This window comes from Pseudomonas mandelii (assembly GCF_006438925.1).
GTDB lineage: Bacteria > Pseudomonadota > Gammaproteobacteria > Pseudomonadales > Pseudomonadaceae > Aquipseudomonas > Aquipseudomonas mandelii_C.
Window position 1 is genome coordinate 251096 of sequence record NZ_RCZA01000002.1, and the last position, 26953, is coordinate 278048.

At 57.5% G+C, this 26953-nt stretch carries 28 protein-coding genes and 1 pseudogene; 10 read left to right on the plus strand and 19 right to left on the minus strand.

The annotated features are described in order from the left end of the window. The first annotated feature begins 6 nt into the window (after positions 1-6). Together EAH74_RS05035 and EAH74_RS05040 are read left to right on the plus strand one after the other, a co-directional pair. Positions 7-1143, plus strand: a complete 1137-nt coding sequence (locus EAH74_RS05035; RefSeq protein ID WP_140676658.1) for a radical SAM protein — start codon at positions 7-9, stop codon at positions 1141-1143. Next, on the plus strand, positions 1140-1826 hold the full coding sequence (locus tag EAH74_RS05040) for a dTMP kinase (RefSeq protein ID WP_140676661.1): 687 nt from the start codon (positions 1140-1142) through the stop codon (positions 1824-1826). The genes EAH74_RS05035 and EAH74_RS05040 overlap by 4 nt, the downstream gene beginning before the upstream one ends. An 8-nt stretch (positions 1827-1834) precedes the next feature. On the opposite strand, the gene EAH74_RS05045 is transcribed toward EAH74_RS05040, so the two are convergent. The 4 genes from EAH74_RS05045 to EAH74_RS05060 form a co-directional block, all read right to left on the minus strand. Further along, positions 1835-2005 (minus strand): hypothetical protein, encoded by a 171-nt coding sequence (locus EAH74_RS05045; protein ID WP_240050478.1) that lies wholly within the window; start codon positions 2003-2005, stop codon positions 1835-1837. Beyond that, positions 1998-2495: a GNAT family N-acetyltransferase gene (locus tag EAH74_RS05050; RefSeq protein WP_140676664.1), complete on the minus strand. Its 498-nt coding sequence runs from the start codon at positions 2493-2495 to the stop codon at positions 1998-2000. Before EAH74_RS05050 ends, EAH74_RS05045 begins: the two co-directional genes overlap by 8 nt. Positions 2496-2592: 97 nt before the next feature. Continuing rightward, positions 2593-3078 (minus strand): GyrI-like domain-containing protein, encoded by a 486-nt coding sequence (locus EAH74_RS05055; protein WP_140676667.1) that lies wholly within the window; start codon positions 3076-3078, stop codon positions 2593-2595. Positions 3079-3145: 67 nt separating this feature from the next. Continuing rightward, positions 3146-3808 (minus strand): LysE family translocator, encoded by a 663-nt coding sequence (locus tag EAH74_RS05060; protein WP_140676670.1) that lies wholly within the window; start codon positions 3806-3808, stop codon positions 3146-3148. A 139-nt stretch (positions 3809-3947) separates the two neighbouring features. On the opposite strand from EAH74_RS05060, the gene alaC reads away from it, so the two are divergent. Continuing rightward, positions 3948-5165, plus strand: coding sequence for an alanine transaminase (gene alaC, locus EAH74_RS05065; protein WP_140676673.1), 1218 nt, complete (start codon positions 3948-3950; stop codon positions 5163-5165). A gap of 177 nt (positions 5166-5342) precedes the next feature. Here alaC and EAH74_RS05070 read toward each other — a convergent pair whose 3' ends face one another. Both EAH74_RS05070 and EAH74_RS05075 read right to left on the minus strand, forming a co-directional pair. After that, positions 5343-6695: a GntP family permease gene (locus tag EAH74_RS05070; protein ID WP_140676676.1), complete on the minus strand. Its 1353-nt coding sequence runs from the start codon at positions 6693-6695 to the stop codon at positions 5343-5345. Between the two features lie 82 nt (positions 6696-6777). Continuing rightward, complete coding sequence (locus tag EAH74_RS05075) at positions 6778-7311, minus strand: gluconokinase (RefSeq protein WP_046049516.1); 534 nt, start codon at positions 7309-7311, stop codon at positions 6778-6780. A 294-nt stretch (positions 7312-7605) separates the two neighbouring features. Between EAH74_RS05075 and EAH74_RS05080 the strand changes: the two genes are divergently transcribed. After that, on the plus strand, positions 7606-8637 hold the full coding sequence (locus EAH74_RS05080) for a LacI family DNA-binding transcriptional regulator (RefSeq protein WP_123367178.1): 1032 nt from the start codon (positions 7606-7608) through the stop codon (positions 8635-8637). Positions 8638-8757: 120 nt separating this feature from the next. Here the strand turns inward: EAH74_RS05080 and EAH74_RS05085 are convergent, their stop codons facing one another. Beyond that, complete coding sequence (locus EAH74_RS05085) at positions 8758-9630, minus strand: LysR family transcriptional regulator (RefSeq protein WP_140676680.1); 873 nt, start codon at positions 9628-9630, stop codon at positions 8758-8760. Between the two features lie 120 nt (positions 9631-9750). On the opposite strand from EAH74_RS05085, the gene EAH74_RS05090 reads away from it, so the two are divergent. The 3 genes from EAH74_RS05090 to EAH74_RS05100 all read left to right on the plus strand — a co-directional run bounded on the left by EAH74_RS05090 (position 9751) and on the right by EAH74_RS05100 (position 12439). Continuing rightward, positions 9751-10182, plus strand: coding sequence for a PACE efflux transporter (locus tag EAH74_RS05090; RefSeq protein ID WP_140676683.1), 432 nt, complete (start codon positions 9751-9753; stop codon positions 10180-10182). Positions 10183-10238: 56 nt separating this feature from the next. After that, entirely contained in the window at positions 10239-10871 is a 633-nt protein-coding gene (locus tag EAH74_RS05095; RefSeq protein WP_140676686.1) for a glutathione S-transferase family protein, read from the plus strand. Between the two features lie 143 nt (positions 10872-11014). Continuing rightward, a complete protein-coding gene (locus EAH74_RS05100) occupies positions 11015-12439 on the plus strand; it encodes an MFS transporter (protein WP_123367182.1) in 1425 nt (474 codons plus the stop codon). Positions 12440-12620: 181 nt separating this feature from the next. Here EAH74_RS05100 and EAH74_RS33740 read toward each other — a convergent pair whose 3' ends face one another. From EAH74_RS33740 to EAH74_RS05110, 3 genes and pseudogenes are all read right to left on the minus strand, one after another. Then, a complete protein-coding gene (locus EAH74_RS33740) occupies positions 12621-13160 on the minus strand; it encodes a methyl-accepting chemotaxis protein (protein ID WP_430539729.1) in 540 nt (179 codons plus the stop codon). 3 nt (positions 13161-13163) lie between these two features. Next, positions 13164-13940 (minus strand): annotated as a pseudogene (locus EAH74_RS33745) (PAS domain-containing protein); the annotation flags it as partial. A gap of 417 nt (positions 13941-14357) precedes the next feature. Beyond that, positions 14358-15230 carry a LysR family transcriptional regulator gene (locus EAH74_RS05110; RefSeq protein ID WP_140676692.1) on the minus strand — a complete coding sequence of 291 codons (873 nt, stop codon included), beginning with the start codon at positions 15228-15230 and terminating at the stop codon, positions 14358-14360. A gap of 99 nt (positions 15231-15329) precedes the next feature. Between EAH74_RS05110 and gstA the strand changes: the two genes are divergently transcribed. Continuing rightward, complete coding sequence (gene gstA / locus EAH74_RS05115; protein ID WP_140676695.1) at positions 15330-15932, plus strand: glutathione transferase GstA; 603 nt, start codon at positions 15330-15332, stop codon at positions 15930-15932. Positions 15933-16074: 142 nt separating this feature from the next. Here the strand turns inward: gstA and EAH74_RS05120 are convergent, their stop codons facing one another. The 4 genes from EAH74_RS05120 to EAH74_RS05135 all read right to left on the minus strand — a co-directional run bounded on the left by EAH74_RS05120 (position 16075) and on the right by EAH74_RS05135 (position 19724). Next, positions 16075-17088: an ABC transporter substrate-binding protein gene (locus EAH74_RS05120; RefSeq protein ID WP_140676698.1), complete on the minus strand. Its 1014-nt coding sequence runs from the start codon at positions 17086-17088 to the stop codon at positions 16075-16077. Further along, positions 17085-17627 carry a sigma-70 family RNA polymerase sigma factor gene (locus tag EAH74_RS05125; RefSeq protein ID WP_140676701.1) on the minus strand — a complete coding sequence of 181 codons (543 nt, stop codon included), beginning with the start codon at positions 17625-17627 and terminating at the stop codon, positions 17085-17087. The genes EAH74_RS05120 and EAH74_RS05125 overlap by 4 nt, the downstream gene beginning before the upstream one ends. A 220-nt stretch (positions 17628-17847) precedes the next feature. After that, entirely contained in the window at positions 17848-18639 is a 792-nt protein-coding gene (locus tag EAH74_RS05130; protein ID WP_140676704.1) for a phosphate/phosphite/phosphonate ABC transporter substrate-binding protein, read from the minus strand. Positions 18640-18782: 143 nt separating this feature from the next. Continuing rightward, positions 18783-19724, minus strand: a complete 942-nt coding sequence (locus EAH74_RS05135) for a fatty acid desaturase (protein ID WP_140676707.1) — start codon at positions 19722-19724, stop codon at positions 18783-18785. A 350-nt stretch (positions 19725-20074) separates the two neighbouring features. Between EAH74_RS05135 and EAH74_RS05140 the strand changes: the two genes are divergently transcribed. Next, positions 20075-20554, plus strand: a complete 480-nt coding sequence (locus tag EAH74_RS05140) for a GNAT family N-acetyltransferase (RefSeq protein WP_140676710.1) — start codon at positions 20075-20077, stop codon at positions 20552-20554. 54 nt (positions 20555-20608) lie between these two features. On the opposite strand, the gene def is transcribed toward EAH74_RS05140, so the two are convergent. The 3 genes from def to EAH74_RS05160 all read right to left on the minus strand — a co-directional run bounded on the left by def (position 20609) and on the right by EAH74_RS05160 (position 22462). Continuing rightward, positions 20609-21148 carry a peptide deformylase gene (gene def / locus EAH74_RS05150; protein WP_123367191.1) on the minus strand — a complete coding sequence of 180 codons (540 nt, stop codon included), beginning with the start codon at positions 21146-21148 and terminating at the stop codon, positions 20609-20611. After that, positions 21145-22101, minus strand: coding sequence for a YihY/virulence factor BrkB family protein (locus EAH74_RS05155; RefSeq protein ID WP_140676716.1), 957 nt, complete (start codon positions 22099-22101; stop codon positions 21145-21147). Before EAH74_RS05155 ends, def begins: the two co-directional genes overlap by 4 nt. Positions 22102-22270: 169 nt before the next feature. After that, the gene (locus EAH74_RS05160; protein WP_129437765.1) at positions 22271-22462 is read right to left on the minus strand and encodes a CsbD family protein; all 192 of its coding nucleotides are present in this window, start codon (positions 22460-22462) and stop codon (positions 22271-22273) included. Between the two features lie 199 nt (positions 22463-22661). On the opposite strand from EAH74_RS05160, the gene EAH74_RS05165 reads away from it, so the two are divergent. Then, positions 22662-23039: a hypothetical protein gene (locus EAH74_RS05165; RefSeq protein ID WP_033056806.1), complete on the plus strand. Its 378-nt coding sequence runs from the start codon at positions 22662-22664 to the stop codon at positions 23037-23039. Positions 23040-23160: 121 nt separating this feature from the next. On the opposite strand, the gene fadD1 is transcribed toward EAH74_RS05165, so the two are convergent. Then, positions 23161-24861 carry a long-chain-fatty-acid--CoA ligase FadD1 gene (gene fadD1, locus EAH74_RS05170; protein ID WP_140676719.1) on the minus strand — a complete coding sequence of 567 codons (1701 nt, stop codon included), beginning with the start codon at positions 24859-24861 and terminating at the stop codon, positions 23161-23163. Positions 24862-25221: 360 nt separating this feature from the next. Further along, a complete protein-coding gene (gene fadD2, locus EAH74_RS05175; RefSeq protein ID WP_140676723.1) occupies positions 25222-26910 on the minus strand; it encodes a long-chain-fatty-acid--CoA ligase FadD2 in 1689 nt (562 codons plus the stop codon). Positions 26911-26953: the final 43 nt, after the last annotated feature.

The following is a 26953-nucleotide window of genomic DNA, read 5'->3' on the forward strand; positions in this document are numbered from 1 at the left end:
TAAATCATGTTAATAAACACTGTAAATCTGAAACTTGAATTGTTATGCAACGGAGTTAGCTTTACTAGAGACTTTTTAGAGTATTATCAAGCTCAAATGGATCACATTGAAAAAAGGCGAGCTTACGGAACAGGTGACAGTATAATTCTTAGCTCAAGCATTCGCACTCCACAAGAAATAATTCTCGAAGGGCAGATTATCTCCGCTGTCAATCACAACCCAAACTCAGATTACCGTATAGCCTTAGAGCAAGAAACCCCAGTTCTTAAACATGAAAGAAAAACCGCGAGAATTACATTCCCTAGGAGACCTATATCTTATGGAAAGTACCTGAGTAATGGCGAGCTATTTGAGCAGCATATAACCGTCTATGGTAATTCTACACTCGGTATCTTCTCCCCCGGACACTGTTATTATTTTAACGATGGTCATGAATGCAAATTTTGCTCTCTGGGATCAGCAAGAGACAGCTTATCTGATCATAAGATGCGAATAAAAGGCGGCATGGCTGGCGAAGCAATAGGCATGGCTATTAACAATGAGAGCGAACGATACAAGAGGGTATTATTGAATGGAGGCACGATTCCAAACTACGACAAAGGATACTCAATACATATGGACTTACTTGAACAGGTAAAGAATAAAAACTTGCAAAGTCGTTTGGACTACCACTTAATTTCGATGCCTCCCAAGGACTTTCGTCTTTTTGATCGATTCAAAAAAATTGGCAATAATATGTCAATGAGCCTGGAGGTATTTAATCCTAGATTATTTTCGGAAGTTTGCCCGGGTAAAGCTCGCGATTATACTCGCGAAAGATTTCTTGCCGCTTTCGAGGCAGCTGTGGAAGTTTTAGGTCGCGGTAATGTATATGCAGGGTTTGTTGCTGGAATGGAACCATTAGAGTCAATTATTGAGGGCATTGAATACTTTGGGGACATGGGAGTAGTACCTGCTGTTGCAGTGTTTCACCCTGACGCGGGCTCACAATACTCTAACAGGAGGCGCCCCTCAATGGACTTCCTCAAGTCACTTGGAAAAAAAATGTCGGACATATATCGCAGAGAGGGGTTTAAACCATTAATTGAGGGTAGCGGTAGAAACTCGTTGGATACTGAAGCTTACTTAGGGGGATTCGCATGAGTCATTTAGCTAAACAAGCTTTATTTATCGCATTTGAAGGCACTGACGGAGCAGGGAAATCTACTGTTGCAAGGGCAACATATGACAAGATTTATGAATCCCATTCCAAACTCAAATATATAGATAAAAATCGACCACCAGTATCATTGGGGTATACAGAATTTCATATGTCCCGCATACGTGAAATCCTTTGGGATTACCCAGATGACGCCCCCTTGGATCAATTAGGCGATAGGCATTGGATAAGTTTAATTGCAGCATGGTTTCAAGCGACAGACTATGCTGCCATCAGGCCATTAATGGACTCCGGGGTTAGCTGCATCGCAGATGGTTGGTACTATAAATATTTAGCGCGCTTTTTACTCAAAGACGCAGGTTTGGCTGAAGAGGCGTTAGCAATATTCTCAACAATTAGAAAACCTGATGCCGTCATTTTCCTGGATGTCGATCCGGTTCTTGCGGCGCAGAGAAAAGGATCTTTTCGTCTTAGCGAGAGCGGGGCCTACGATGGTGGCAATGAAAATCGCCTTAAAAGTTTCATTGATTATCAAAATAGAGTTCGATCCAGTTATGAGCGATGTGGTTTGGCTAATTGGGTGAGGATCGATACGACCGACCTTAGTGAGGCGGCTGTACTCGATAGAGCGGTGAGCGCGGTACACAACATACTCCGCGGGACATAGAGCACAGCTCAGACACCATTATCGTCTTGGCTCAACCGGCGCTGCAGCGCCAGTCTGCCCAGAAGCGTCTCGCCAGAAATCAACTTTCGTTGCTCCTTGTCGCGTGTGGAAAAGGAAAGAAGCTTGATCAGCGCGATGGCCTCGTCTCGACGTTTACGTTCATTGCAGGACTTAATCATGTAATAACTCCAACACCATCTCATGCCACGCCATCCCGCCATGGTCAGACGCTGAAGGCTTGATGTAGGCAAACCCGAACCCGGCATACAGCGGAATGTGCCGCTCCTTGCACATCAGATGGATGCTGGTCTTGCCCAGCGCGCGCATCCGCTCGATGAATTCGACCATCAACCGTTTCGCCAGCCCCAGCCCCTGAAAATCCGGGTGCACCACCACCGACATGATGACCACGTGCGGGCCGGCTGGGTCGTGGCCGATCAGTTCCTTGAACGCCTCGTCCGACATTTCCACCTGAAACGCCGCACCGGAATTGATGAAACCGGCTACGACGCCGTCGACTTCGGCCACGATGAAACCTTCGGGCCAGGTGGCGATGCGGGTGGCGATTTTCTCGCGGGTGGCGGCTTCGTCGCCTTCGTAGGCAGCGGTTTCGATGGCGTAGCAGCGGTCCAGATCAGCAGGTGTGACGTGACGGATGACGGTGTTCATGGCAGCTCGGGATCAGCGGGGGAAAGGCTGGGGATCATAAATCAGCGCCAACACGACATCGAGAGGCGAATCACCGATCCGCCTCCCGATGCAGCCATTACGCCTTGAGCGGCAGCCAGATTTCCAGCACACCGGTGTTGAGCTTCGGGTTGAAGTCTTCGCTGTAGCGTTCGAATTCCGGCGCGTCCGCCGCCTGATAACCGGACTGTGGCAGCCAGGTTTTCCAGATGTATTGGAAGGTCTGGGGCAACTGATCGAGAGAGCCTTTGTGCTCGAACACCGCATAGTGCTGAGGCTGGACCTCAACCCAACGGTATTTCTCGGGCAGGTCGTCGAGCTTGCTGATTTCAACGCCGGCGATGTATTCGAAGCCGCCCTTGCCATCCGGATTGCAACAGATGCCGTAGGTCACTTCGTTTTTTTGACCGGGAATTTTGCCAATCTCGGGGATGAATTTCTCCCAGAGTTCGGGGATTTTTTTGGAGGTTTCCTGGGTAAATCGTCCGCCAAGCCCTGCAATGAGCAGGAAGTGCCCGTGTTCGAAGCGTGGCTTGGCCGTTTCGACGCCTGTTTGCTCATCCATGGCTCAACTCCTGGAACAAAAAAGTGGGTTCGGCTGGGAGTATAGAACCCAAACCCGATTCGCCCAGTTACAGTGCATGCAACTGCTCGACGGCACCTGCACCGACGAATTCGTTATAACCCGATAGGATCACGTAGACCGCGAAATAGCAGAAGATCGCCGCCGATGCCAGATAGGAGTAACGCAGCAACTTGTCACCCAGCAACTTGCCGCCGTGACTCGCGGCGAAGCACAAAGCGACGCACCAGAGCACCCCGGCGCAGAGAAACCCGCCGAGAAACTGCGCCGAACCAAGGGCGCCTCCGCCGCCGGAGCGAGCAATCAATGTGCCGCCCACCGCCGCGAACCAGAGAATGGCGCTGGGTGACGACATGGCGAGGAAGATCCCGCGAAAAAACTCCCGCCGATGGGAGTTCTGTCCCACATCTTCGGCCTGCGCCAGCACCGCCTCATGGTGAATCGCCGAATAGATCATCTTCGCCGCGAAGTACAACAACAGCGCCGAACCTCCGATCCACAGCACCCAACGCACGCTTTCGTATTGCAACAAAACGGTCATCCCGGCCAAGGCCAGCACGGCGTAGATCAGGTCGCCGACACAGGTCCCCAAACCCAGCGCGAAGCCTTGAAAATAGCCACGCTGCATCGCCAACGTGATCATCGCGATGTTGGCCACGCCGATGTCCAGGCACAGCGAAAGGCTCAGCAAGAAGCCACTGGTAAATTCCATCAACCGATTTCCTTCGGACAAATTTGTTTACATAGTCACTGGACAGTTTGCCATATCAGCCCTTACATTCCGCCACAGGTCACCGCAGTGACCAGCGTCGCTCGGACGGTTCCGGGCGCTCACGTTATCCGAGGCAACAATGGCTAACCCAGGTTCGCCGCGCCGCTTTGCGCGCATAGATCGACTCCCCCCTTACGTATTCAACATCACTGCTGAGCTGAAGATGGCCGCCCGTCGTCGTGGCGAAGACATCATCGATTTCAGCATGGGCAACCCTGATGGCCCTACCCCGCCGCACATCGTCGAAAAACTGGTGACCGTCGCCCAGCGCGAAGACACCCACGGTTACTCGACGTCCAAAGGCATTCCGCGTCTGCGCCGGGCGATTTCCAACTGGTACAAGGATCGCTACGAGGTCGATATCGACACGGAAAGCGAAGCTATCGTGACCATCGGTTCCAAGGAAGGCCTGGCGCATTTGATGCTGGCCACCCTCGACCAGGGCGACACCGTCCTGGTGCCGAACCCGAGCTATCCGATTCACATCTACGGTGCCGTGATTGCCGGCGCCCAGGTGCGTTCGGTGCCGCTGATTCCGGGCGTGGACTTCTTCGCCGAACTGGAAAGCGCCATTCGCGGCTCGATTCCGAAACCGAAAATGATGATCCTCGGCTTCCCGTCGAATCCCACTGCTCAATGCGTGGAGCTGGACTTCTTCGAGCGAGTGATCGCCCTCGCCAAGCAGTACGACGTTTTGGTGGTGCACGACCTGGCTTACGCCGACATCGTCTACGACGGCTGGAAAGCCCCGTCGATCATGCAAGTACCGGGCGCCAAGGACATCGCGGTGGAGTTTTTCACCCTGTCCAAGAGCTACAACATGGCAGGCTGGCGCATCGGCTTCATGGTCGGCAATGCCGAACTGGTCAATGCCCTGGCGCGGATCAAGAGCTACCACGACTACGGCACGTTCACCCCGCTGCAAGTCGCGGCCATTGCGGCGCTGGAAGGTGATCAGCAGTGCGTCAAAGACATCGCCGAGCAGTATCGGCAGCGTCGCAACGTGCTGGTCAAAGGCCTGCACGAACTGGGCTGGATGGTCGAGAATCCGAAAGCGTCGATGTATGTCTGGGCGAAGATTCCCGAGACTTATGCGCACTTGGGCTCGCTGGAGTTTGCCAAGAAACTACTGTCCGAGGCTAAGGTTTGCGTTTCGCCCGGCGTGGGGTTTGGTGAGTATGGGGACGATCACGTGCGCTTCGCGCTGATCGAAAACCAGGACCGGATTCGTCAGGCCGTGCGCGGGATTCGCGGGATGTTCCGGGCGGATGGGCTAGCTACCAAGACCAACGTCTGACACTTAACACTGTAGGAGCTGTCGAGTGAAACGAGGCTGCGATCTTTTGATCTTGATCTAAAAAAACAAAATCAAAAGATCGCAGCCTCGTTTCACTCGACAGCTCCTACAGGGATTTCGATTCATCACCCACAAAAAAACCGCATCTCTGCGGTTTTTTTGTGTCTGGTGATCGCGTCAGACGAACATCGACAGCAGCAGGATAAAGCCCAGCGCTACGATAGACAGGATGGTTTCCATCGCCGTCCAGGTCTTGAAGGTTTCTGCCACGGTCATGTTGAAGTACTGCTTCACCAGCCAGAAACCCGCGTCGTTGACGTGAGACAGGATCAACGAGCCAGCACCGGTCGCCAGTACCAGCAGTTCACGGTTCACACCCGGAATCATCCCCACCACCGGCACCACGATGCCGGCGCCGGTAATGGTCGCCACGGTTGCCGAACCGGTGGCGATACGAATCACCGCCGCCACCAGCCAGGCCAGCAGGATCGGCGAGATCTGTGCGTTCACCGCCATGTGGCCGATGACATCACCCACGCCGCTGGTCACCAGCATCTGCTTGAAGCCACCACCGGCACCGATGATCAGAATGATCGCGGCGGTCGGCGCAAGGCTCGCGTCGAGCAACTTGAGGATCTTGTTGGAGCCCATGCCCTGACGGTGCCCGAAGGTGTACAGCGACAGCAGCAACGCCAGCAACAACGCAGAGATCGGGTGACCGACCAGGTCCATGAAGGTGCGCAAGAAATTGCCGTCCGGCAGCACCACGTCAGCAAAGGTCTTGAGCAACATCAGGAACACCGGCAACAGCACGGTGATCAGGGTGATGCTGAAGCTCGGCAGCTCAGCCGCCTCGGGCTCGCGCGCCAGTTGATCGACCAGTTCCTGGTTAGGATGACCCGGGATGTATTTGGAAATGAACGTGCCGTAGATCGGGCCGGCGATGATGGCCGTCGGCAGCGCAACGATCAGGCCGTAAAGAATGGTTTTACCAATGTCGGCACCGAACACGCCGATGGCCAGCAACGGACCCGGGTGCGGCGGAACCAGACCGTGCACGGCGGACAGACCGGCCAGCAGCGGGATACCGATCTTGATGATCGACACGCCGGTACGCCGGGCCACGATGAACACCAGCGGGATCAGCAGCACGAAGCCGATTTCGAAGAACAGCGGAATGCCGACCAGGAAGGCCGCGAACATCATCGCCCACTGCACCTTGTCCTTGCCGAACGCGCGAATCAGGGTTTGGGCAATTTGATCCGCCCCGCCCGACTCGGCCATCATTTTGCCGAGCATCGTGCCCAACGCAAGGATGATCCCGACGAAACCAAGCACCCCACCGAAGCCGTCCTGGAACGCCTTGATGATGGTGCCGATCGGCATGCCGGAGGTCAGCCCGAGAAAAGCGGCGGCGATGATCAGGGCAATGAACGGATGAAGCTTGAACTTGGTAATCAGGACGATAAGCCCGATCACCGTGACCACTGCGTCTAGCAGCAGGAACGTCTCGTGGGACATGCCAAACATTAGGGGTGTCTCCTGGTTGTTGTTGTTATTAAAGCGGGTAATTCGCAAGCCAACAGGACAGCGCTATCTCTTCTGGCAAAACTCATACGGCGTGTTTCAGGCCATGCGCCTGCCACCAGTCATGAGCTTGCTTCGCCAATTGGTCGACGCTGTGATTCGAAGCGTCCAGAGCCAGGGTCAGGGGCTCACCAACGGGCGATTCAAGGGTGGCGAACTGGCTGTCGATCAGCGTCGACGGCATGAAATGGCCCGGTCGATGGGAGACACGATCGGCGGCAACTTCAGGGGTCAATTCAAGGAACACGAAGCCCAGGCCCGGCAAGGCGCTGCGCAGACGTTCGCGGTAAATGTGTTTGAGGGCCGAGCAGGTCAGCACCGGGCGTTCGCCCTTGGCGTCAATACGGCGCAATTCATCGCACAGGCTGTCGAGCCAGCCGGCACGGTCGTCGTCGTTCAGGGGGATACCCGCGCTCATCTTTTCGATATTGGCGGCGGGGTGGAAAGTGTCGCCTTCAATGGCGGTCGCGCCGCTGAGTTGGCACAAGGCCTCGCTGACGCAAGTCTTGCCGCAACCGGCAACGCCCATGATGACCAGGGCGGTGATTGGATGATTCATGTAACACCTCAGCGCGCAGACAGCGCTACCTTTGACAGTTAGGACATTAGTGTCCTGTCTCACAAATACGTTCCTTTTCGACGAGACATCGTCAAAAATGAACAGTATTTGTGAGACAGGACACTCCCAATCAAAAGCAGAAGTTGCCGACGCCTTCTTGTCATTTTTGTGGGTTGCAGCATGTTCGTTCCCGACGCCAAAAAACGGGGATCAGGCAAACCCCGCTCACGCATTTGCAGCTGCGTCGAGACAGCGCTACCTTAGTGCCTCGAATTTTGTTTGGCAAGCCGTCCGATGATCTCCCCTAAAAACGATAAAAATACGCGCACCACTGGCCGCCCCACCTTGAACGAAGTCGCACGGCTGGCCGGTGTCAGCCCGATCACCGCCTCTCGCGCCCTGCGCGGGGTCAGCACGGTGGCCACCGAACTGGTGGAAAAAGTGCAGAAAGCGGCGCTTGAACTCAACTACGTGGTCAACCCTGCCGCCCGCGCGTTAGCCTCGGCCCAGAGCCATTCGGTGGTGGTATTGGTGCCGTCACTGTCCAACTTATTGTTCATCGACACGCTGGAAGCCATTCATCAGGTTTTGCGCCCAAAAGGCTTCGAAGTGCTGATCGGGAACTTCCATTACTCACGTGATGAAGAAGAAAACCTGCTGCGCAACTACATGGCATATCAGCCTCGCGGTTTGCTGCTGACCGGTTTCGACCGCACCGAAAGTTCGCGCCGGATGATCGAGGCCAGCAACATTCCGTGCGTGTACATGATGGAACTGGACAGCGCAGCCGGGCTCAATTGCGTAGGCTTTTCGCAACTCGCTGCCGGCGAGACAGCGGCCGAACATTTGCTGTCACGGGGTCGCAAGCGTCTGGCCTACATCGGCGCGCAACTGGATCAACGCACGTTGCTGCGCGGCGAAGGTTTCCGCAAAGCCCTGCAAAAGGCCGGTTTGTATGACCCGGACCTGGAAGTGCTGACACCTCGCTCTTCCTCCGTCGGCCTTGGTGGCGAACTGTTCCTGCAACTGCTCGCCACTCATCCCGATGTCGACGCGATCTTCTTCGGCAACGACGACCTGGCCCAGGGCGCACTGCTCGAAGCCATGCGCTGCGGGATCAAGATCCCCGAACAAGTGGCGATCCTCGGCTTCAACGACCTGCCGGCCTCGGCCCACATGGTCCCGCGTCTGAGCAGCATCAGCACCCCACGAGAAGCCATCGGCCGCCGCGCGGCGGAGCAGATGTTGACGTTGATGGCTGGTAATACGGTGGCCAAACCGGTGCAGGACATGGGATTTGAGTTGAAGGTGCGCGAAAGCACCTGACCCGTGTGGGAGCGAGCTGGCTCCGGGCGGCGTTCCGACGAAAGCGGTGTGTCATTCGACATCATTGGTGAATGCCCCTCCGCTTTCGCGAACAGGCTCTCTCCCACAGAGGATCACCGCTCAGCGCCCCATCAACTCCACAAACGCCAACGCCCCCTTCTGCAACGGCTGGCTCTTGAGCCACACCGCATGCACCGGCAGCACCAACCCGTTCTCGATGTTGCGAAAGCTCAGGCGCTTGAGCCTTCCGGCCTCCAGCAACGGCTGGACCACCGACAGTGGAAAATTGCCCCAACCCAATCCGGCTTCGACCATTTCCAGCGCCATGGCCAGGGTGTCGGTGCGCCAGTAAGACTCGGCCACCAGTGGCCGGGTTTCGCTGATCGGCAGGTCGCGGCTGGCGACGATGATTTGCCGTACGTGGACCAAATCTTCGAGAAACAAATCCTGGCCTTGAAACAGCGGATTATCCGCCGCCAACGTGGCAATCATCCGCTCGGTACCGACGAACTGGAACCGCTCCAGCACGTTTATGCTCAGCCCGGCGAACGCCAGGCAAACGCTGACCCGGCTGCTGTGGAGCATCGCCAGCACATCGTCCTGCGGCGCGCTGAGCACTTCGATTTCCAGTAGCGGATGACGCTCGGCGATGACCTTGATCGCCGCCATCACGCGGCCCTTGTCGATGTCCGCCACTACCCCGATCGACAACTTGCTTTCCAGCCCCAGCGACAATTCGACTGCATGCACTTGCAACTGTTTGAGCTGCTCGGCGATCAGCCGCGCATGCGGTACCAAAGCACTGGCCATCGCCGTCGGCACCGGCTCGCGATGGCTGCGGTCGAACAGTGGATAACCGAGTTCGGCTTCCAGGTTGGCGATGCCCATGCTCACCGCCGACGGCACTTTACCCAGCGCCCGGGCGGCAGCGGAAAACGAGCCGCGCTCGATCACCGCGAGGAACAACTCGATGCTGTCACTGTTGAAATTCATTCCTCTTCCTATCAATACAACTGAAAGCTACCGACTTTTTCTATCACGCCTATTGAAGCTATCTTTTGTCGCCTTCGCCAGTGCTCCTGGCTTCAAGTTTGCGGAAAGAGGCAAATTCCCATGCAAGGCGTTAAACGAAAATTGCTCTACGTGTCGCTTTACGAGGTCATCGGCATGACCTTCTCGGCCTTGGGTCTGGCGTTGTTGTCCGGCACCTCGCCCGGCAGCACAGGCCCGTTGGCCGTGATCATTACCACCATCGCGGTGACCTGGAATTTCTTCTACACCACGCTGTTTGAGCGCTGGGAAAGTCGTCAGCCTTCGCGAACCCGCACCGTTAAACGGCGCATCGCCCATGCCGTGGGTTTTCAACTAACCTTGATAGTGTTCCTCATCCCGTTGATCGCCTGGTGGATGAACATCAGCCTGGTGCAAGCCTTCCTGCTGGACGCGGCGCTGATCATTTTCATCCCGTGCTACACCTTCGCCTTCAACTGGCTGTTTGATCGCACGTTTGGTTTGCCAACTTCGGCACTGCCGAACCCGGTTTGAAAACGCTGAATGTCTGTTAGATTCCTGAAGCGTCGAATCGCTAACGGAGTAGCTCAATGGAACATGCACTGAAGATTTTGGGTAAAGCCTCGTCCATCAACGTCAGAAAAGTCCTGTGGACCTGTGAGGAACTGGGTGTTGCCTACGAACGTGAGGACTGGGGCGGCGGTTATGCGTCGACCCACACGCCGGAGTTTCTCAGGCTCAACCCCAACGCACTGGTGCCGGTGATCATCGATGAGGCCGGCGTGCTGTGGGAGTCCAATACCATCTGTCGCTATCTGGCCGGCAAACACCACAACACTGATCTGCTACCCCACGAACCCGCGGCCCGCGCTCGGGTGGAACAGTGGATGGATTGGCAAGCGACTGAACTCAATGCCTCCTTGAGCTATGCGTTCACCGCATTGGTACGTAAAGATCCGGAGTTCCAGGACCCGCATCACATTGCCGCCGGTGTACACGGCTGGAATCAGAAAATGGGCATCCTCGAGCATCAGCTCGCGGCCACCAAAGCGTATGTCGCCGGGCCACACTTTACGCTGGCCGACATCGTCATCGGACTGTCGGTCAACCGCTGGCTGATGACACCGATGGAGCGCCCCGACTACCCGGCCATCGACGAGTATTTCCAACGATTGGCACAACGCCCGGGATTCCTGAAACATGGCTGCAACGGCCTGCCTTGAGCGGTTCCTGCGCTACAAATCGCTAAAATGTAAACATTCATTGCAATAACTGAGTGAATCTCGACGCAAAGCCACCGAGATTCACAATCATTCATTTCCGATAGCAGGCTAAGCTTCTCCCACGATAAGTATTGGATCAGCCCATGACTGCTCACTCCCCCGCCTTTGCTCAACCTGACGGAATCGACCCCGTCCGGGCCGCGCAAATTTCCGCCCGCATCGACCGACTCCCCGCCGTCTCCACGATCTGGCGGCTGGTGGCGCTGCTCTCGATCGGTGGTTTTTTCGAGCTCTATGACTTGTTCCAGACGGCCTACATCAGCCCCGGCCTGATTCGCGACGGCATCTTCGCCACCGGCAACCAAGGCGTGTTCGGCTTCTCAGATCAGGCCGCCTTCGCCTCGGCGACGTTTCTCGGGTTGTTCCTTGGTGCGAGTCTGTTGAGCCCGTTGGCCGACCGCTTCGGTCGACGTGCCATCTTCACTTTCGCGTTGATCTGGTACACCGTCGCGACGGTGGCGATGGGCGTTCAGAGTTCAGCCATCGGCATCATCTGCATGCGCTTTCTGGTGGGTATCGGACTGGGCATCGAACTGGTGACCATCGACGCCTACCTCTCGGAACTGGTGCCAAAACGCATGCGCAGTTCGGCATTTGCCTTTGCGTTTTTCGTACAGTTTCTGTCGGTGCCGGCGGTGGCGTTGATGTCGTGGTGGCTGGTGCCGCAAGCGCCGTTCGGTGTGTCCGGCTGGCGTTGGGTGGTGTTGGCGAGCGCGGTGTTTGCGCTGTTCATCTGGTGGCTGCGTTCGCGGTTGCCGGAGTCGCCGCGCTGGTTGGCCCAGCATGGACGGTTCGACGAAGCCAGCAAGATTCTCGATGGCATCGAAGCCCGCTGCGTGAAGGATCAGGGCAAGCCGCTGGATGAACCGGAGTTGGCGGTGGTGGATGTTCAGGGCTCGGGGCGTTTCGCCGATATCTGGCAGCCGCCTTATCGCCGTCGGGCGTTGATGCTGATTGTCTTCCACGTGTTCCAGGCCATCGGTTTCTTCGGCTTCGGCAACTGGTTACCGGCGCTGCTGTCCGGCCAGGGCGTGAGCGTGACGCACAGCCTGATGTACGCGTTCATCATCACCCTCGCCTACCCGCTCGGGCCGTTGCTGTTCGTGAAGTTCGCCAACCGCTTCGAGAACAAGTGGCAGATTGTCGGCTCGGCCTTGGGTGCCATGACCTTCGGCACGCTGTTCGCCTGGCAAACCAGCGCCTTCGGCCTGATCTTCTGCGGGGTGATGATCACCTTCTGTAATGCCTGGCTGAGCTTCAGTTATCACTCTTACCAAAGCGAATTGTTCCCGACCAACATCCGCGCCAGGGCGGTGGGGTTTTGTTATTCATTCAGTCGATTGTCGACGGTGTTCAGCAGTTTACTGATCGGGATTTTCCTCGAGCACTTCGGCACGCCGGGGGTGCTGGCGTTCATTGTCAGTAGCATGCTGATCGTGATGATCACCATCGGCTGGTTCGGCCCAAGAACCCGCAACCTGGCACTGGAAAACATCGCTCATCGCTGAGCCACCGCTTCGCTTTAAAAGTGCGGAAATCAATAAAAGAGGGTATCTCGAAGGGTAATGCTGATCAGTTAAGGATTTGAGCACCGCTATCCTTGTGGGAGCGAGCTTGCTCGCTCCCACAAGTTCTGCGCCTTAACTGACTGGCATTGCGCTCGGCGGGACCCTTTCCAAGGTGCCGCTATCAACTTATCTGCAAGGTCGAGTTGAACTGACTGATCGCATCCATCACATGCCGCGACCCTTGTTGAATCTCCAGAATCACCGCTCCCGCCTCATTCGCCAGTTCCACCCCAAGCCCGGTTCGACTCAAACTGGACTGCATGCTCGACACTGCACTCAATGACAAATCGTGGTTCTTGCGCACCACTTCAACGATCTCCACCGTTGCCTGGCTCGTTCGTGCCGCAAGGCTGCGAACTTCATCGGCGACTACCGCGAACCCGCGTCCGTGCTCCCCGGCCCGGGCTGCTTCGATCGCGGCGTTGAGCGCCAGCAGGTTGGTCTGATCGGCAATGCCGCGAATGGTCTGAACGATGGTGCCTATGATGTCGGACTGTTTGCTGACGGCATCAATGCTCAGCGCCGCTTCGTTCAAGTCTTTGGAAATGTCCTGGATGGTCTGCACCGTTTGCTGCACCACCTGAGAACCTTTCTGCGCACAAGCGTCGTTTTGAACCGAGGTGCTGTGGGCCGACTCCGCGGCGGTTTGCAGGGTGGTCACCTGATCGGTGATGTCGCTGGCGAACTTGACTACTTTGTACAACCGCCCCTTGGTGTCGAACAGCGGGTTGTAGGAGGCCTCCAGGAAAACTGTATGACCGTGCTTATCTTTGCGCTCGAAACGGTGCGAGTGATATTCGCCGCGATTGAGCGAGGCCCAGAACGCTTTGTAGGCCTGCGATTCGGCTTCTGCACGATGACAAAACAGGCTGTGGTGCTGGCCAACCACTTCGTTGAGCGAGTAATGCATGCTCTTCAAGAAGTTGTCGTTGGCCGTGATGACTTTGCCATCCGGAGTGAATTCGATCACGGCCATGGAGCGACCGATCGCCGCGAGCATGCTCTCGTTTTCGTGCTCCTTGGAGACCCTGGCGGAGATGTCAGTGGCGACTTTGATCACACTCCGAACCTGACGATCAGCGCCGAACACCGGCATATAGCTGGCTTCAAGCCAGATCTCCTTGCCTCTCCTGTTCAAGCGTAAAAAGGTCCCGCTCACCGGTTCGCCACGGGCCAGGTCACGCCACAACTTGGCGTAGGTTTCGCTTCGATAAAACGCTTCTTCGCAAAAGATCCGGTGATGCTTACCGCGCACTTCTTCGGCGCTGTAACCCATGGCACTGCAAAAGTTGTCGTTGGCATCGAGCACGATCCCTTCGGGGGTGAACTCAATCATAGCCATCGAGCGACTGACCGCGGCCAACTTCGCGTTAGCCTCGGCCAGCGCGCAACTGAATCGTTCGATTTCCAGCAGGTCAGTCTTGTGACGTCGGTTAAACATGGTCGTATCACCTTCAGCGCGGTCTTTTGTTTGATGAAAGTTCTTTGGTCTTTCAACAGCTCCACCACTACGTTCCAAGGAACAGGCACACGCATCCCTCCACAGGAAGGACTTGGTCAGGTGATCAATGATGTTTAATCGGAGAGTCCATGCCGCAACGCTCTTATCAAGACATCCGTCTCTTGATAGCCCGGAATCGGACCAGCCCTAACGATCTGATAAGACATTCCATTGACCGGACAGCTCCGTGTTGTTCAGAGTCGGTGCCTTGGGTTGCGCACACTTTTAACGTGTATGACGGCCTTCACATGGCGGTCGACATAGTTAGTTACGAGTCAGCATAGACAGGCGAGACAGGTAAGCAAGGCCACTAGTCGGCCAGTCTTGAGGACAAAATCGGTTCAGCTTCGGTATGAGTCATTTCTCGGCAAGCAGACTCATCAGCGCCTGCACCGCCGCCGAGGGAGGCTTGTTCGCAGCGGCCACCAAGGCAAATTCGCGATCGATACGCGGTTTGACCGGCACCACGCGCAGCCCCTGAAGTTGGCTCGGCAGTGTCATCTGCGGCACCAGCGTCACGCCGATGTTTTCCCGCACCAGGGTGAACGCACTGCTCCATTCACGGACTTCGACCCGCACATCAAGCAGTTGCAGCCCGGCATCCTCCGCCAGACTGCGAGCGTTGGTAGAGCAACCGCCCGTAGCCAGTACAAAAGGTTGCTCCGCCAACTCCGCCAGGGAGACACCTTCTTCATTGGAACGGCGAGCCAAGGGATGGCCGCCGGGCACCACAGCCATCCAGGCATCACGTCCCAGGCGACCGGCATTGCGCTCAGACGCCGGGTTTAACACCACGCCGACATCCACCAGCCCGGCACCGAGCAATGTTTCCACTTCATCGTCACTGACTTCCAGCGCGACCACCTGAATGCCGGGATAAAGCCGAGTGAACTGACGCAGCACCGGCGGCAGAAAAGTCGCCAACACCATGGGGAAACTGGCCAGGCGAATCGTCCCGCGCTGAATGTCTTTGGTGGCATCGACACTGGTGCGGATGTTTTCCAGGGCACCGAGCATGGTTCTCGCGTGCTCGATGACAGACAGGCCGATCGCCGTCGGTAACGTCTGGCGACTCTCCCGACTGAACAGCTGAACGCCCAGGGTTTCTTCAATCAACGCCAAGGCCTGGCTGGCACCGGACTGGGTCATGCCGACCCGCTCGGCAGCCCGGGTAATGTTGCCCGTGTCAGCCACTGCCACCACCATTCGCCAATGCATCAGATTCATCATGGCAGTAGCTTTCCTTATGGCCGCTTTCTGAAAGATTAATTTTACCGAGGGTGCCGCGCACTATGACACTGGCGTAAATCCCCAGCCAGAGCCCTGCCAATGAAGTTGTATTACGCCCCACACGCCTGCTCGCTCGCGCCGCATATCGTGCTGCGCGAACTGGGTCTACCGTTCGAATTGATCCACGTCGACAACACCACCAAAAGAACCGCAAGCGGCGAGGACTTCCTCGCCATCAACTCCAAGGGTTACGTCGCGGCATTGCAACTGGACAATGGCCAAGTGCTGACCGAAGGCCCGGCGATCCTGCAATACCTGGCAGACCTGCGACCCGAGGCGAACCTGGCGGCAGCGAACGGTACGTTCGAGCGGGTACGGTTGCAGGAGTGCCTGAATTTCATCTCGACCGAGATTCATGGCGGGCTGGGTTGGCTGTTCAGTTCGCAGTTCCCGGATGAGGTCAAAGCGCTCATCAAGGAGAAACTGTTCAAGCGTTTTGTTGTGTTGAGCCAGGCGTTGGAGCGCCAGGATTATTTGATGGCTGACGGGTTCAGCATTGCTGATGCGTATTTGTTTACGGTGTTGCGCTGGGCGCACCTGTTTGCGATTGATCTGGATCAGTGGCCGGCGTTGGTGCGATTTCAGGTCAGAATTGACCAGAGGCCAGCCGTTAAGGCGGCGTTGGCTGCGGAGTGGGTGTAGGACTTAAGACCATTCGCGAGCAGGCTCGCTCCCACAAGGGATCTCTGTCGATCACAACTTCGTGAACACCCGAAATCACCTGTGGGAGCGAGCCTGCTCGCGAATGCGGTAGCTCATGCACTGCAAAAACATCAGGAAAAAACTACAAACTTGCACTCACCTTGGTAGCCACTTCCCCCGGCACCCAGCCCTTCCATACCTGCGGCTGATCACGCAAAAACGCTTCGGCCACCTGACGCGGTTGCAGGCGCTTTTCGCTCATCTGGCCGAGCGTATGGTTCAGCAGGTCGATTGGCAGGTCGACCTTTTCGAAGAACGCCACCAGGTCCGGGTACTGCGCCTTGAACGGCGCAGACACGCCGATTGCCAGGCTTGCCGGCATCGACCGCGTGCCTTTTGGATTCGGGTTATTGGCGTCGGCCAGGGTCTTCCAGGCGTCGGCGTCGAAGACCGGCTCGTCGAGTTTCACCAGTTTGAAACGCCCCAACAGCGGCGTCGGCGACCAGTAGTAGAACAGCACCGGTTTGCCACGACGGATCGACGAAGCCACCTCGGCATCCAGCGCGGCGCCAGAACCCGTACGGAAGTTGACGAAGCTGCCGGTCAGGTCATAGGCCTTGAGTTTCTGACTGTTGACGATCTCCGAGGTCCAGCCGGTCGGGCTGTTGAGGAAGCGTCCTCGGCTCGGGTCTTCCGGGTCGCGGAACACGTCCTTGTAGCGCGCCAGATCAGCGACGGATTTCAGCTCCGGGGCCAGGGGTTTGATGCCGCGTTCGGGGTCGCCCTTGATCACGTATTCCGGCACCCACCAGCCTTCGGTGGCGCCTTTGACCGTGTCGCCCAGCCCAAACACTTTGCCTTCCGAGGCGGCTTTGACCCACGCCGGACTGCGCCCGGCCCACTCTTCGCCGATCACTTGGATATCGTTCCTGGCCAGTGCCGCTTCGAGGCTGACGGTGCTGCCCGGCAAGGTATCGGTCGGGTAGCCGTAACCTTTCTCGACAATCAATCGCAGGATTTCGGTGATCAGGCTGCCGCTTTCCCAGGTGATGTCGCCGAAGTGGATCGGCGCAGTTTTCTCCACGGCGGGAACGTGGGTTGCCACAAGGCTCAGGGCCAGCAGCGAACTGCCGAGCAGGGTTTTGATCGATCTCATGCGGACCTCCGGGTCAGGGGATTCGAGGATTGGTTGGCGCTGTGCCGAGCGCACAGGGCTTGGGTACGAGTCATGTAAACGCTGACCGAGCGCTGTGAAATGCCCAGTTCGGCGGCGATTTGCGGGTAGGTCAGACCGTCGATTCGCGACAACAGGAACGTTGCGCGAACCTTGCCCGGCAAGCGCTCCAGCGTACGGTCGAGGCCATGCAAGGCCTGGGTCAGTTGCACCCGTTCTTCGGGCGAGATCGCTTGAGGCTGATCGAGGTGTTGCAACTGATCGAGGTGTTGGCGCTCCAGCTCACGGCGGCGCCAGAGCTGATAGATCAACCGCTGGGCAATGGTGGTGAGCAAGGCACGAGGCTCGCGAATCGGGGTCAGCCCCGGCGATTCGAGTAGCTGCAAAAAGGTTTCGGCAGCGATGTCTTCGACGCTGGAACTGGCGCCCAGATACCGGCGCAACCGTGCGCACAGCCAGGGGTAGTGCGCGCGGAACAATCCGCCCACGTCGTTGCGATGGGAAAGGTCGGTGCCGGACATAGAGGCTCCAAGGGTTAGGGGTCGCTGAATGTCCGGTGATCCGGTGACGCGATCCTAGCAAGGAGCCTTATTCATTAATAATACTTAAAAAGCATTTTTATATTCCATACTGGAATTAAACATCAAAAGAACGCAGCCTCGTTTCACTCGACAGCTGCTACAGATGTACACCGATTTCCTGTAGCAGCTGTCGAGTGAAACGAGGCTGCGTTCTTCCCCCCTACCGTAATCGCCCATACCCCAGCGCTTCAGCCTCTAGCTGATAGTCGAGCACAATCTGATAGTCGCTTTCGCCGGCCGGCAATACCTCTTGCAGACCGAGGATTTCCCTGACTTCGGGCAATGCCTGCAACGTCGTGTTCATCACCTGTCGCAGCGCCTCGGCCTGTTCATCGGTGACGGTCGCGGCGGTGATATACGGCAAGGTCGGACTGAACGCACTTCGCGCAATGACCCGCAGGCCGGCCACTTCTTCTTCGGCGTGCCGCGCCAGATAGGCGAAGGTGACGCTGTCGATGGCCGCCAGGTCCGCTGTCCCTTCACGCAACCCGCGCAGGCTTTCGCGGTGGCTGCCGCTGATACCGACACTGGCGAAGAACTGCCCGTCTCGATGCAGCGGCGCCAGCCGGTGACGCAGCAGGTTCATGCCGCTGTTGGAGTCTTCGCCATTGATCACCCCACGACTGTCGCGAAAGGCCGGCAAGCTGCGCCGTGGATCATCGGCGCGACTCAACAACAGGCTGCAATGGTTGCCACCGTTGGCGTCCGGCAGTTCATAACGAGGACGACCGATGACCCGGACCCGACCGCGCAACGCTGTCATCAGCGGGTAGCCGCAGGTTTGGGTCAACAGCAAGTGCGGGGACAACCAGAGGTCCATCAGCGAAAGGCCCTCGGCGTTGCGGCGGGTGGCATCCAGTCGCTCAAGCATTCGCGTCAGCCAGCGCTCGTTGGCCTCGCGGATCGGTTCGGGGGCGACGTACATCAGTAATTCAGCGATGTGTTCAGTCATCGAAACCTTCCAGGCGACAAAATTTCACTGTGGGAGCGAGCCTGCTCGCGAATGAGGTCATTACATTCAACATTGATGTTGCCAGTAACATCGCTATCGCGAGCAGGCTCGCTCCCACAGGGGTCAGGTGTCGATCATAAAAATCAGTGAAACGGATGGCGCGGGCTGTCGATGGCCTTCACCCCGTGCTGTCGCCACAACTGCCCATAACCCTGCACCAGAAACCCGCCGCTGCGCGCCAGCCATTGCTCGCGACGCGCGTGGTAGGCGCGGGGCAAGTCGTACCAGGGCAGCCCCGGCAAATCGTGATGCACCAAATGCAGATTGAGGTTGAGGAACAGCCAGCGCCACGGCCAGGCGGCTTCATTGATGACCGTTCTTTGCTCGGGCTCGGCGTGGGGACGGTGTTCATAGTAGGAGCGAATCATCGCAATCGATAGCGCCGGCACGCTGATCAACAACAGGTAATGCCACACCGGCAGCACGCTGTAGTGGGCGACAAACAGCAACATCAGCAGGGCCAACGTGCCGTGGGTCAGCCACATCAACCAGGCCTGCCGCTCACCTGCCTTTAGACGTTGCAGTTCTTCCCTGGCCAGCGCCAGCAAGGCCAGCGGTGCCCCGAGGGCAAAGCGTCCGAGTACGGTTTTGTTCAGCCAGTGCAGACTCTGTTCGAACAGTGAACTGCCCTGCCACTGCTCGGCGCTCAGGTAACGGCTTTCCGGATCGCGACCCGGGAGGGTCAGGTCTTCGTCGCGGTGATGCAGCAAATGGCTGTCGCGATACAGGGTGTAGGGATACCAGACGGCGAACGGCGCGTAGCCAAGGATCTTGTTCAACGATGTCCAGCGGGTGGGATGACCGTGAAGCAATTCGTGCTGCACCGATAACCAGAGCACCACCAACGGAATCAACAGCACAGTGCTCCACCAAAGCCCCAACCGATGGCTCCCCAAAACAATGCTGAACCAACCAGCGTACACGCCGATCAGCAGCAACCAGGTCGGCCACTCGGTGCGAGCGGTCAGGCGTTGGCGCAGGGTTTCGATTTCTTTTCGGTGGGCGGTATCGAAGTAATGGGGCATTGGCGTTGCTCAGATCGGGGACCAGTCCCCTTCTGTGCAATGGAGCAGGGTTTTCTTGCAGATTATTTTTGAGGATCGTTCCCACGTCGAGGCGTCGAACCGTCTGCGTGGGAACGATCATTTACCAGCGGCGGGATCAATGACCGAACACATCCACCTTCTTGGCCTTCTTGTCCGCGCGCTTTTCATCGGCGGTTTTTGCCGGTTTTTTCTTTGCCGCTTTTTTTGAATCCATGCCTTTGGCCATGATACTTACTCCACTCATACGGGATGTGAGATCAGGTATACACCTATCGCTGCGCGCGCGTTCTTTTATAATCGCCCGCTTTGCGCACCGACAGTCGAAGACCATGCCCAACACCCAGTACACCTTGCTCGCCGAGCCTTTGTGGCCCTTGATGAACAAGTTTTATCGCGCTCACCAATCGTCGATGAAAGCGGTTCGCGACGCTCAGCTGTGGGTCGCCAGACGCGAGGAGATCATTGGCGCGCTGTGTTTGCGGCCAGTCTCGGGCGGACATTGGTTGACGGGATTGTTCGTCGATCCGGCTTGTCGGGAACAAGGCATCGCGGCGGCGCTGATCGCCGAAGCGGTGCGCGGTCTCGACCAACCGGTCTGGCTGTTCTGCCATCCCGATTTGCGGGGCTTTTATGAACGCCGAGGGTTTTCCTTCGATCCGCAAATGCCCTACGCCATGAGCGAACGCTTGAGCCGCTACGCGCGCAGCAAACCGATGATCGTCATGGGCCTGGAACCGTTGGTGAGTTCGACTGGTGGGAGCGAGCCTGCTCGCGAAGGCGGCGTTTCATTCGACATCATCGTTGAATGACACACCGCTTTCGCGAGCAGACTCGCTCCCACAGGGGGTTGTGGTGTTTTCGGATCAGTCGTCGGCGTTCGGATCGAGATCCGGGAACATCACGTCGGTAAACCCGAACTTGCTGAAATCAGTGATGCGCGACGGGTACAACCGGCCGATCAGGTGATCGCATTCATGCTGCACTACCCGCGCATGAAACCCCTCGGCAACACGCACGATCGGATTGCCCTTTGGATCGAAACCTTCATAGCGAATCTGCTGATAGCGATCCACCGCGCCGCGCAGGCCGGGCACCGACAGGCACCCTTCGAAACCCTCTTCCAGCGTCGGGCTCAACGGCGTAATCAACGGGTTGATCAGAATCGTCTGCGGCACCGCTTCGGCGTCCGGATAGCGTTCGCTGTGCTCGAAACCGAAGATCACCAGTTGCAGGTCGACGCCAATCTGCGGCGCAGCCAGGCCAACGCCACCGACGCTTTCCATGGTCTGGAACATGTCGTCGATCAGTTGCCACAGCTCCGGGCTGTCGAACATTTCGGCAGGCACCGGCGGGGCAATGCGCAGCAGGCGCTCGTCGCCCATTTTCAGAATTTCACGGATCATTTGATGACTTCGTCAGTGGTCGGCTTGATCGAGTGATCCCGACCCAGTCCCGACACGTGGTGTTTGGGTTCGTGGCTGTGCTCGCCGGGGAATTTTTCGCCATCATCCTTGCCCTCGGTCGACATGTGTTCGATCACGGCATTCATCTCGGCGCCGAGCAACAGCACCGCGGCGGAAATGTAGAAGTACAGCAGCAGCACGATGATCGCGCCGATACTGCCATACATGGCGTTGTAGTTGGCGAACGTCTTGACGTACAGGCCGAAACCCACCGACGCGATGATCCACACCACCACCGCCAGCACCGAGCCCGGGGTGATGAAGCGGAACTCTTGTTTGACGTCGGGCATGACGTAATAAATCAGCGCCACCGCCATCATCAACAGAATCACGACCACCGGCCAGCGCACGATGGTCCAGAGGGTCACGATGAAGTCTTCGAGGCCGACTTGCGAGGCGATCCAGCCCATCACCTGCGGCCCGAGCACCATCAGCGCAGCGGCCACCAGCAGCATGCCGGCGATGCCGATGGTGTAGAAAATCGACAGCGGGAAACGCTTCCACGCCGGCCGGCCTTCGACCACGTCGTAGGCGGCGTTCATCGCGCTCATCATCAGCCGCACACCGGCGGACGCGGTCCACAGGGCAATCACGATACCGACCGACAGCAAGCCACCCTTGGATTGCTGGAGCTGGTCGATGACCGGGTTCACCTGTTCCAGCGCCTGGGGCGGCAGCACCAGTTCCGATTGCAGTCGCAGCCAGGAGAAGAAGTCCGGCAGGTGCAGGAAACCGATCAGGGCAATCAGGAAAAGAATGAAGGGGAACAGCGAGAACAGCATCTGATAGGCCAACGCCGAGGCATAGGTCGACATCTCGTCGTCGACGAACTCGGTGATCGTGCGCACCATGACACGGTGCAGGCGCTGACCTTTCATGTGAGGGAAAAACATTAGCGTCTCCTTTCGCCGCAAAAAGGTTGAAGTCGTGGCGACTCAGGGGCCGTTTTCTACATCAAAGTAGCCTACTTGGCGAGTTTGAAACAATTTCCTTGTGCAAGTTCAGGCTGACGCAAAAACGGCCATCCGCGGATGGCCGTTTTTACGTTCATCAAAGACCGGATCACGCCTTGTCTATGCCTTTCTTGATCGCGTCTTTGGCTTTGCCAACCGCTTGCTGGGCTTCGCCTTTCCTTTCCTGCACCACGCCTTCGGTGCGCATTTTGTCGTTACCGGTGGCCTTGCCGACGCCTTGTTTGACATTGCCGACTGCTTCGTTGGCCAAGCCTTTTGCTTTATCGCCAGTGCTGCTCATGGTGTTTTCTCCTGTGAACATTCAACGGAAAAAGTCGTTACACAAGGTTGACCGGAGGCGTTTGCGTGGAGTTTCATTTATTTTCACGGCGACATTTCATCGTTCAGTGCAGGTTGGGCTTTATGTTTGCCGACCAACCCCCGAGAATGCGCAACGTATTCAGGCCATGGCGCTGAAGATCCAATCCCGTAGGAATGTTATGAAACTCGATAAAAAGCAGGCCATTGCCCGCAGAAACCAGGAACTTGGCGGTGCTGTGCTTGGCGTCAACAACTGCCATTTCACCGAATTGAACCGCAACCGCAACATCTGGTGGTTTGATATTCCGGTCGCGCGCCTGGCCATTGGTCAGTACGAATGGGTTCACCTGCTGATGCACACCCCGGATACCGACGAACTGCTGCACCTGAAAGTGCCGACGGTGTTCCTGCGCGAGAAGCTCGAAGGTCTGGTGGTGCGCAACGAAGGTAAACGCAAAGCGGCCCTGAGCCTGGAACTGAGCGCCGACAAGGACTCGTACCTCCAGGACATGCGCCCGGCGGGTACCAACGTCAATTTCGCGCAGTTCCGCCTGTAACAGCAAAAGATCGCAGCCTTCGGCAGCTCCTACAGGTGTACACCAATCCATGTAGGAGCTGCCGAAGGCTGCGATCTTTTGATCTTCAACAAAAAGCCCCGCATCTGCGGGGCTTTTGTTGTTACGCGCTTACCTTCTTGACGCCGAGCTTCTTCAGCTCTTCGTCGCGCAACTCGCGGCGCAGGATCTTGCCGACATTGGTGGTCGGCAGCGCATCGCGGAACTCCACGGCTTTCGGCACTTTGTATCCGGTGACGTTGGCGCGCATGTGCTCCATCACCTGTTCCTTGGTCAGCGTCACGCCCGGTTTGGCGACGATGAAGATCTTGATCGCCTCGCCCGACTTCTCGTCCGGCACGCCAATGGCTGCGCATTGCAGCACGCCCGGCAGGGTCGCCAGCACGTCTTCCAGTTCGTTCGGGTACACGTTGAAACCGGAGACCAGAATCATGTCTTTCTTGCGATCGACGATGCGCATGTAACCGTCAGGCTGGATCAGCGCGATGTCACCGGTCTTCAACCAGCCTTCGCTGTCGAGGATTTCATCGGTGGCGTCCTGACGCTGCCAGTAGCCCTTCATCACTTGCGGACCTTTCACACACAGCTCGCCGATGTCGCCTAACGGCTGTTCAACGCCGGCATCGTCGATAACTTTGCACAGGGTCGACGGAACCGGAATACCGATGGTGCCGATCTGGATGTTCTGGATTGGATTTACGGTGGCCACCGGGCTGGTTTCGGTCATGCCGTAACCTTCGCAGATGGCGCAACCGGTGACCGCTTTCCAGCGCTCGGCGGCGGCCAGTTGCAGGGCCATGCCACCGGACAGGGTGACTTTCAGTGCAGAGAAATCCAACTTGCGGAAACCTTCGTTGTTGCACAGCGCGACAAACAGCGTATTGAGCCCGACGAAACCGCTGAACTTCCACTTCGACAGCTCCTTGACCATCGCCGTCAAATCGCGCGGGTTGCTGATCAGGATGTTGTGGTTGCCGATCAGCATCATCGCCATGCAATGAAAGGTGAAGGCATAGATGTGGTACAGCGGCAGCGGCGTGATCAGGACCTCGCAACCTTCATTGAGGTTGGAACCCATCAGCGCCTTGCACTGCAGCATGTTCGCCACCAGGTTGCGATGGGTCAGCATTGCGCCCTTGGCCACGCCGGTGGTGCCGCCGGTGTATTGCAGCACGGCAACGTCGCTGCTGGCCGGGTTGGCTTCAGCCACTGGCTGGCCGTGGCCCTTGTTCAATACGTCGTTGAACTTGATGGCCTTGGGCAAGTGATACGCCGGGACCATCTTCTTTACATACTTGATGACGCTGTTGACCAGCAGGCGCTTGAGCGGCGGCAGCAGGTCGGCCACTTCGGTGACGATCACGTGCTTGACGCCGGTTTTCGGCACGACGAGCTGGGCCAGGTGCGCCATGTTGGCCAGGCAGACCAGGGCTTTGGCACCGGAGTCGTTGAATTGGTGTTCCATTTCCCGCGCGGTGTACAGCGGGTTGGTGTTGACCACGATCAGCCCGGCGCGGATGGCACCGAAGACGGCGACCGGGTACTGCAACACGTTGGGCAACTGCACGGCGATTCGATCGCCCGGCTGCAAGTCGGTATGCTGTTGCAGGTACGCGGCAAAGGCACCGGACAATTCGTACAGTTCACCGTAGGTGATTGTCTTGCCCAGGTTGCTGAACGCCGGTTTGTCGGCAAAGCGTTGGCAGGACTGCTTCAACACTGCCTGAATATTCGGATACTCGTCCGGATTGATGTCGGCAGCAATCCCGGCAGGGTACTTATCCTTCCAAAAGTCTTCGATCATGGAAGCCCACTCCTCAGCAACGCGAATTTCATCACCGCATTTGATGCGATTATTATTGGTGTGTGTTTGTTGGTGAGTCTGGCTATTTATATAGGCCGAGAAGTCACAAAGCGCGCCGAGAGTAGCAGCTTTGCCAAGGGCCGACCAGAGCCAAAATCGGCCTCTACGGTCACTTTAATGACTCAAGAATGGCCGGCAGTCATTTTAGAGCAAAAATTCTATACAGCCTTGAAAGCCCCATAAATATGGGGCTTAAAAGCAAAAGATCGCAGCCTTCGGCAGCTCCTACAAAGGAGTGCGATCCCCTGTAGGAGCTGCCGAAGGCTGCGATCTTTTGGCAGCACCTCGGTCTACGAGCGGTTACGCGATATCACGCAACTCCCGCCGCAATATCTTGCCCACCGGCGTCATCGGCAACGACTCTCGCAGAACAATGTGCTTGGGCACTTTGTACGCCGTGAAGTTTTCCTTGCAGTAGGCCTTCAGCTCTTCAAGGCTGACACCCGTTTCACGGGCCACCACAAACAGCTTCACCGCCTCCCCCGAACGCTCGTCCGGCACCCCGATCACCGCACAGTTGGCGACTTTCGGGTGAGCCATGACCACGTCTTCGATCTCGTTCGGGTACACGTTGAAACCCGAGACGATGATCATGTCTTTCTTGCGATCGACGATGCGCACAAAACCGTCCGGATCGATTACCGCAATGTCGCCAGACTTGAACCAGCCTTCGGCATCCAGCACTTCGGCGGTGGCTTCGGGTTTCTGCCAGTAGCCCTTCATGATCTGCGGGCCCTTGATGCACAGTTCGCCGCGCTCGCCCAGCGCCTGCTCGACGCCTTCATCGTTGATGACTTTCAGCGTGGTGCCCGGCACCGGCAGGCCAACCGTGCCGAGGCGCGACTTGTCGCCGTACGGGTTGGTGCAGGCCACCGGCGAGGTTTCGGTCAGGCCGTAACCTTCGGTGATGCGACAACCGGTGAGCTGTTCCCAACGCTCGGCCGTGGCCTTGACCAGCGCGGTGCCGCCGGAGTTGGTGAGTTTGAGGCTGGAGAAATCCAGGGTCTTGAAGTCCGGGTGATCCATCAGCGCAACGAACAGGGTGTTCAACCCCAGCAGGGCCGAGAACCGCCAGTTCGTCAGCTCCTTGATAAAGCCCTTGATGTCTCGCGGATTGGTGATCAGCACGTTGTGGTTGCCCGACACCATCATGCACATGCAATTCGCCGTGAAGGCATAGATGTGGTACAGCGGCAGCGGCGCGACCATGACCTCTTGCCCTTCGCGCAACAGCGGCTGGCCGTCATTGCCGAACTGCTCCAGGCACGCCCGCACTTGCTGCATGTTGGCCACCAGGTTGCCGTGGGTCAGCATCGCGCCCTTGGCCAGGCCGGTGGTGCCGCCGGTGTATTGCAGCACGGCGATGTCGTGGAGCCCGATCTTCAGCGGCTTGATGCCCAGGCCCCGGCCCAGGCGCAGCGCGCTCTTGAAGGAAGTGGCCTGCGGCAAGGAGTACGCCGGGACCATCTTCTTGACCTTGCTCACCATCGTATTGACCAGCCAGCCCTTGGCGGTGGGCATCAGGTCGCCCATCCGGGCTTCGATCAGGTACTGGATGTCGGTGTCGGGCAGCACTTCCTGGACTTTGGCCCCGAACATGTTCAGGTAGACCAGCGCCCGGGCACCGGAGTCCTTGAACTGATGACGCATCTCCCGCGCGGTGTACAGCGGGTTGGTGTTGACCACGATCAGCCCGGCTCGCAGGGCTCCGAATACGGCAATCGGGTAATGCAGGACGTTGGGCATCTGCACCGCAATGCGATCCCCGGGCACCAGGTCGGTGTGGGCTTGCAGGTAACCGGCGAACGCTGCGCTGTAGCGTTCCAGTTCGGCGTAGGTCAGGGTTACGCCCATGTTGCTGAATGCCGGGCGGTCAGCAAATTTCTTGCAGGAACGCTCGAACACCTCGATCACCGACTTATAGGCCCCTTGATCGATGTCCAGGGGCACGCCGGCCGGGCGTTTGTCATTCCAGAAATCAGGTTGCATTGTTCTTGTCCTCTTTACCTGAACCTATCCGGGGCCGCTTTTC

What these genes read in the sequence shown, in the direction of transcription:
- EAH74_RS05070 (WP_140676676.1), bottom strand. Translation starts at nt 6,695, where the DNA reads ATGTTTGGCATGTCCCACGAGACGTTCCTGCTGCTAGACGCAGTGGTC.
- EAH74_RS05075 (WP_046049516.1), bottom strand. Translation starts at nt 7,311, where the DNA reads ATGAATCATCCAATCACCGCCCTGGTCATCATGGGCGTTGCCGGTTGC.
- EAH74_RS05060 (WP_140676670.1), bottom strand. Translation starts at nt 3,808, where the DNA reads ATGGAATTTACCAGTGGCTTCTTGCTGAGCCTTTCGCTGTGCCTGGAC.
- EAH74_RS05090 (WP_140676683.1), top strand. Translation starts at nt 9,751, where the DNA reads ATGCAAGGCGTTAAACGAAAATTGCTCTACGTGTCGCTTTACGAGGTC.
- EAH74_RS05040 (WP_140676661.1), top strand. Translation starts at nt 1,140, where the DNA reads ATGAGTCATTTAGCTAAACAAGCTTTATTTATCGCATTTGAAGGCACT.
- EAH74_RS05100 (WP_123367182.1), top strand. Translation starts at nt 11,015, where the DNA reads ATGACTGCTCACTCCCCCGCCTTTGCTCAACCTGACGGAATCGACCCC.
- fadD2 (WP_140676723.1), bottom strand. Translation starts at nt 26,910, where the DNA reads ATGCAACCTGATTTCTGGAATGACAAACGCCCGGCCGGCGTGCCCCTG.
- EAH74_RS05155 (WP_140676716.1), bottom strand. Translation starts at nt 22,101, where the DNA reads ATGTTTTTCCCTCACATGAAAGGTCAGCGCCTGCACCGTGTCATGGTG.
- EAH74_RS05135 (WP_140676707.1), bottom strand. Translation starts at nt 19,724, where the DNA reads ATGCCCCATTACTTCGATACCGCCCACCGAAAAGAAATCGAAACCCTG.
- EAH74_RS05140 (WP_140676710.1), top strand. Translation starts at nt 20,075, where the DNA reads ATGCCCAACACCCAGTACACCTTGCTCGCCGAGCCTTTGTGGCCCTTG.
- EAH74_RS05045 (WP_240050478.1), bottom strand. Translation starts at nt 2,005, where the DNA reads ATGATTAAGTCCTGCAATGAACGTAAACGTCGAGACGAGGCCATCGCG.
- EAH74_RS05165 (WP_033056806.1), top strand. Translation starts at nt 22,662, where the DNA reads ATGAAACTCGATAAAAAGCAGGCCATTGCCCGCAGAAACCAGGAACTT.
- EAH74_RS05160 (WP_129437765.1), bottom strand. Translation starts at nt 22,462, where the DNA reads ATGAGCAGCACTGGCGATAAAGCAAAAGGCTTGGCCAACGAAGCAGTC.
- EAH74_RS05110 (WP_140676692.1), bottom strand. Translation starts at nt 15,230, where the DNA reads ATGATGAATCTGATGCATTGGCGAATGGTGGTGGCAGTGGCTGACACG.
- EAH74_RS05080 (WP_123367178.1), top strand. Translation starts at nt 7,606, where the DNA reads ATGATCTCCCCTAAAAACGATAAAAATACGCGCACCACTGGCCGCCCC.
- EAH74_RS05125 (WP_140676701.1), bottom strand. Translation starts at nt 17,627, where the DNA reads ATGTCCGGCACCGACCTTTCCCATCGCAACGACGTGGGCGGATTGTTC.
- fadD1 (WP_140676719.1), bottom strand. Translation starts at nt 24,861, where the DNA reads ATGATCGAAGACTTTTGGAAGGATAAGTACCCTGCCGGGATTGCTGCC.
- EAH74_RS05055 (WP_140676667.1), bottom strand. Translation starts at nt 3,078, where the DNA reads ATGGATGAGCAAACAGGCGTCGAAACGGCCAAGCCACGCTTCGAACAC.
- EAH74_RS05050 (WP_140676664.1), bottom strand. Translation starts at nt 2,495, where the DNA reads ATGAACACCGTCATCCGTCACGTCACACCTGCTGATCTGGACCGCTGC.
- alaC (WP_140676673.1), top strand. Translation starts at nt 3,948, where the DNA reads ATGGCTAACCCAGGTTCGCCGCGCCGCTTTGCGCGCATAGATCGACTC.
- EAH74_RS05130 (WP_140676704.1), bottom strand. Translation starts at nt 18,639, where the DNA reads ATGACTGAACACATCGCTGAATTACTGATGTACGTCGCCCCCGAACCG.
- EAH74_RS05120 (WP_140676698.1), bottom strand. Translation starts at nt 17,088, where the DNA reads ATGAGATCGATCAAAACCCTGCTCGGCAGTTCGCTGCTGGCCCTGAGC.
- EAH74_RS05085 (WP_140676680.1), bottom strand. Translation starts at nt 9,630, where the DNA reads ATGAATTTCAACAGTGACAGCATCGAGTTGTTCCTCGCGGTGATCGAG.
- EAH74_RS05095 (WP_140676686.1), top strand. Translation starts at nt 10,239, where the DNA reads ATGGAACATGCACTGAAGATTTTGGGTAAAGCCTCGTCCATCAACGTC.
- gstA (WP_140676695.1), top strand. Translation starts at nt 15,330, where the DNA reads ATGAAGTTGTATTACGCCCCACACGCCTGCTCGCTCGCGCCGCATATC.
- EAH74_RS05035 (WP_140676658.1), top strand. Translation starts at nt 7, where the DNA reads ATGTTAATAAACACTGTAAATCTGAAACTTGAATTGTTATGCAACGGA.
- def (WP_123367191.1), bottom strand. Translation starts at nt 21,148, where the DNA reads ATGATCCGTGAAATTCTGAAAATGGGCGACGAGCGCCTGCTGCGCATT.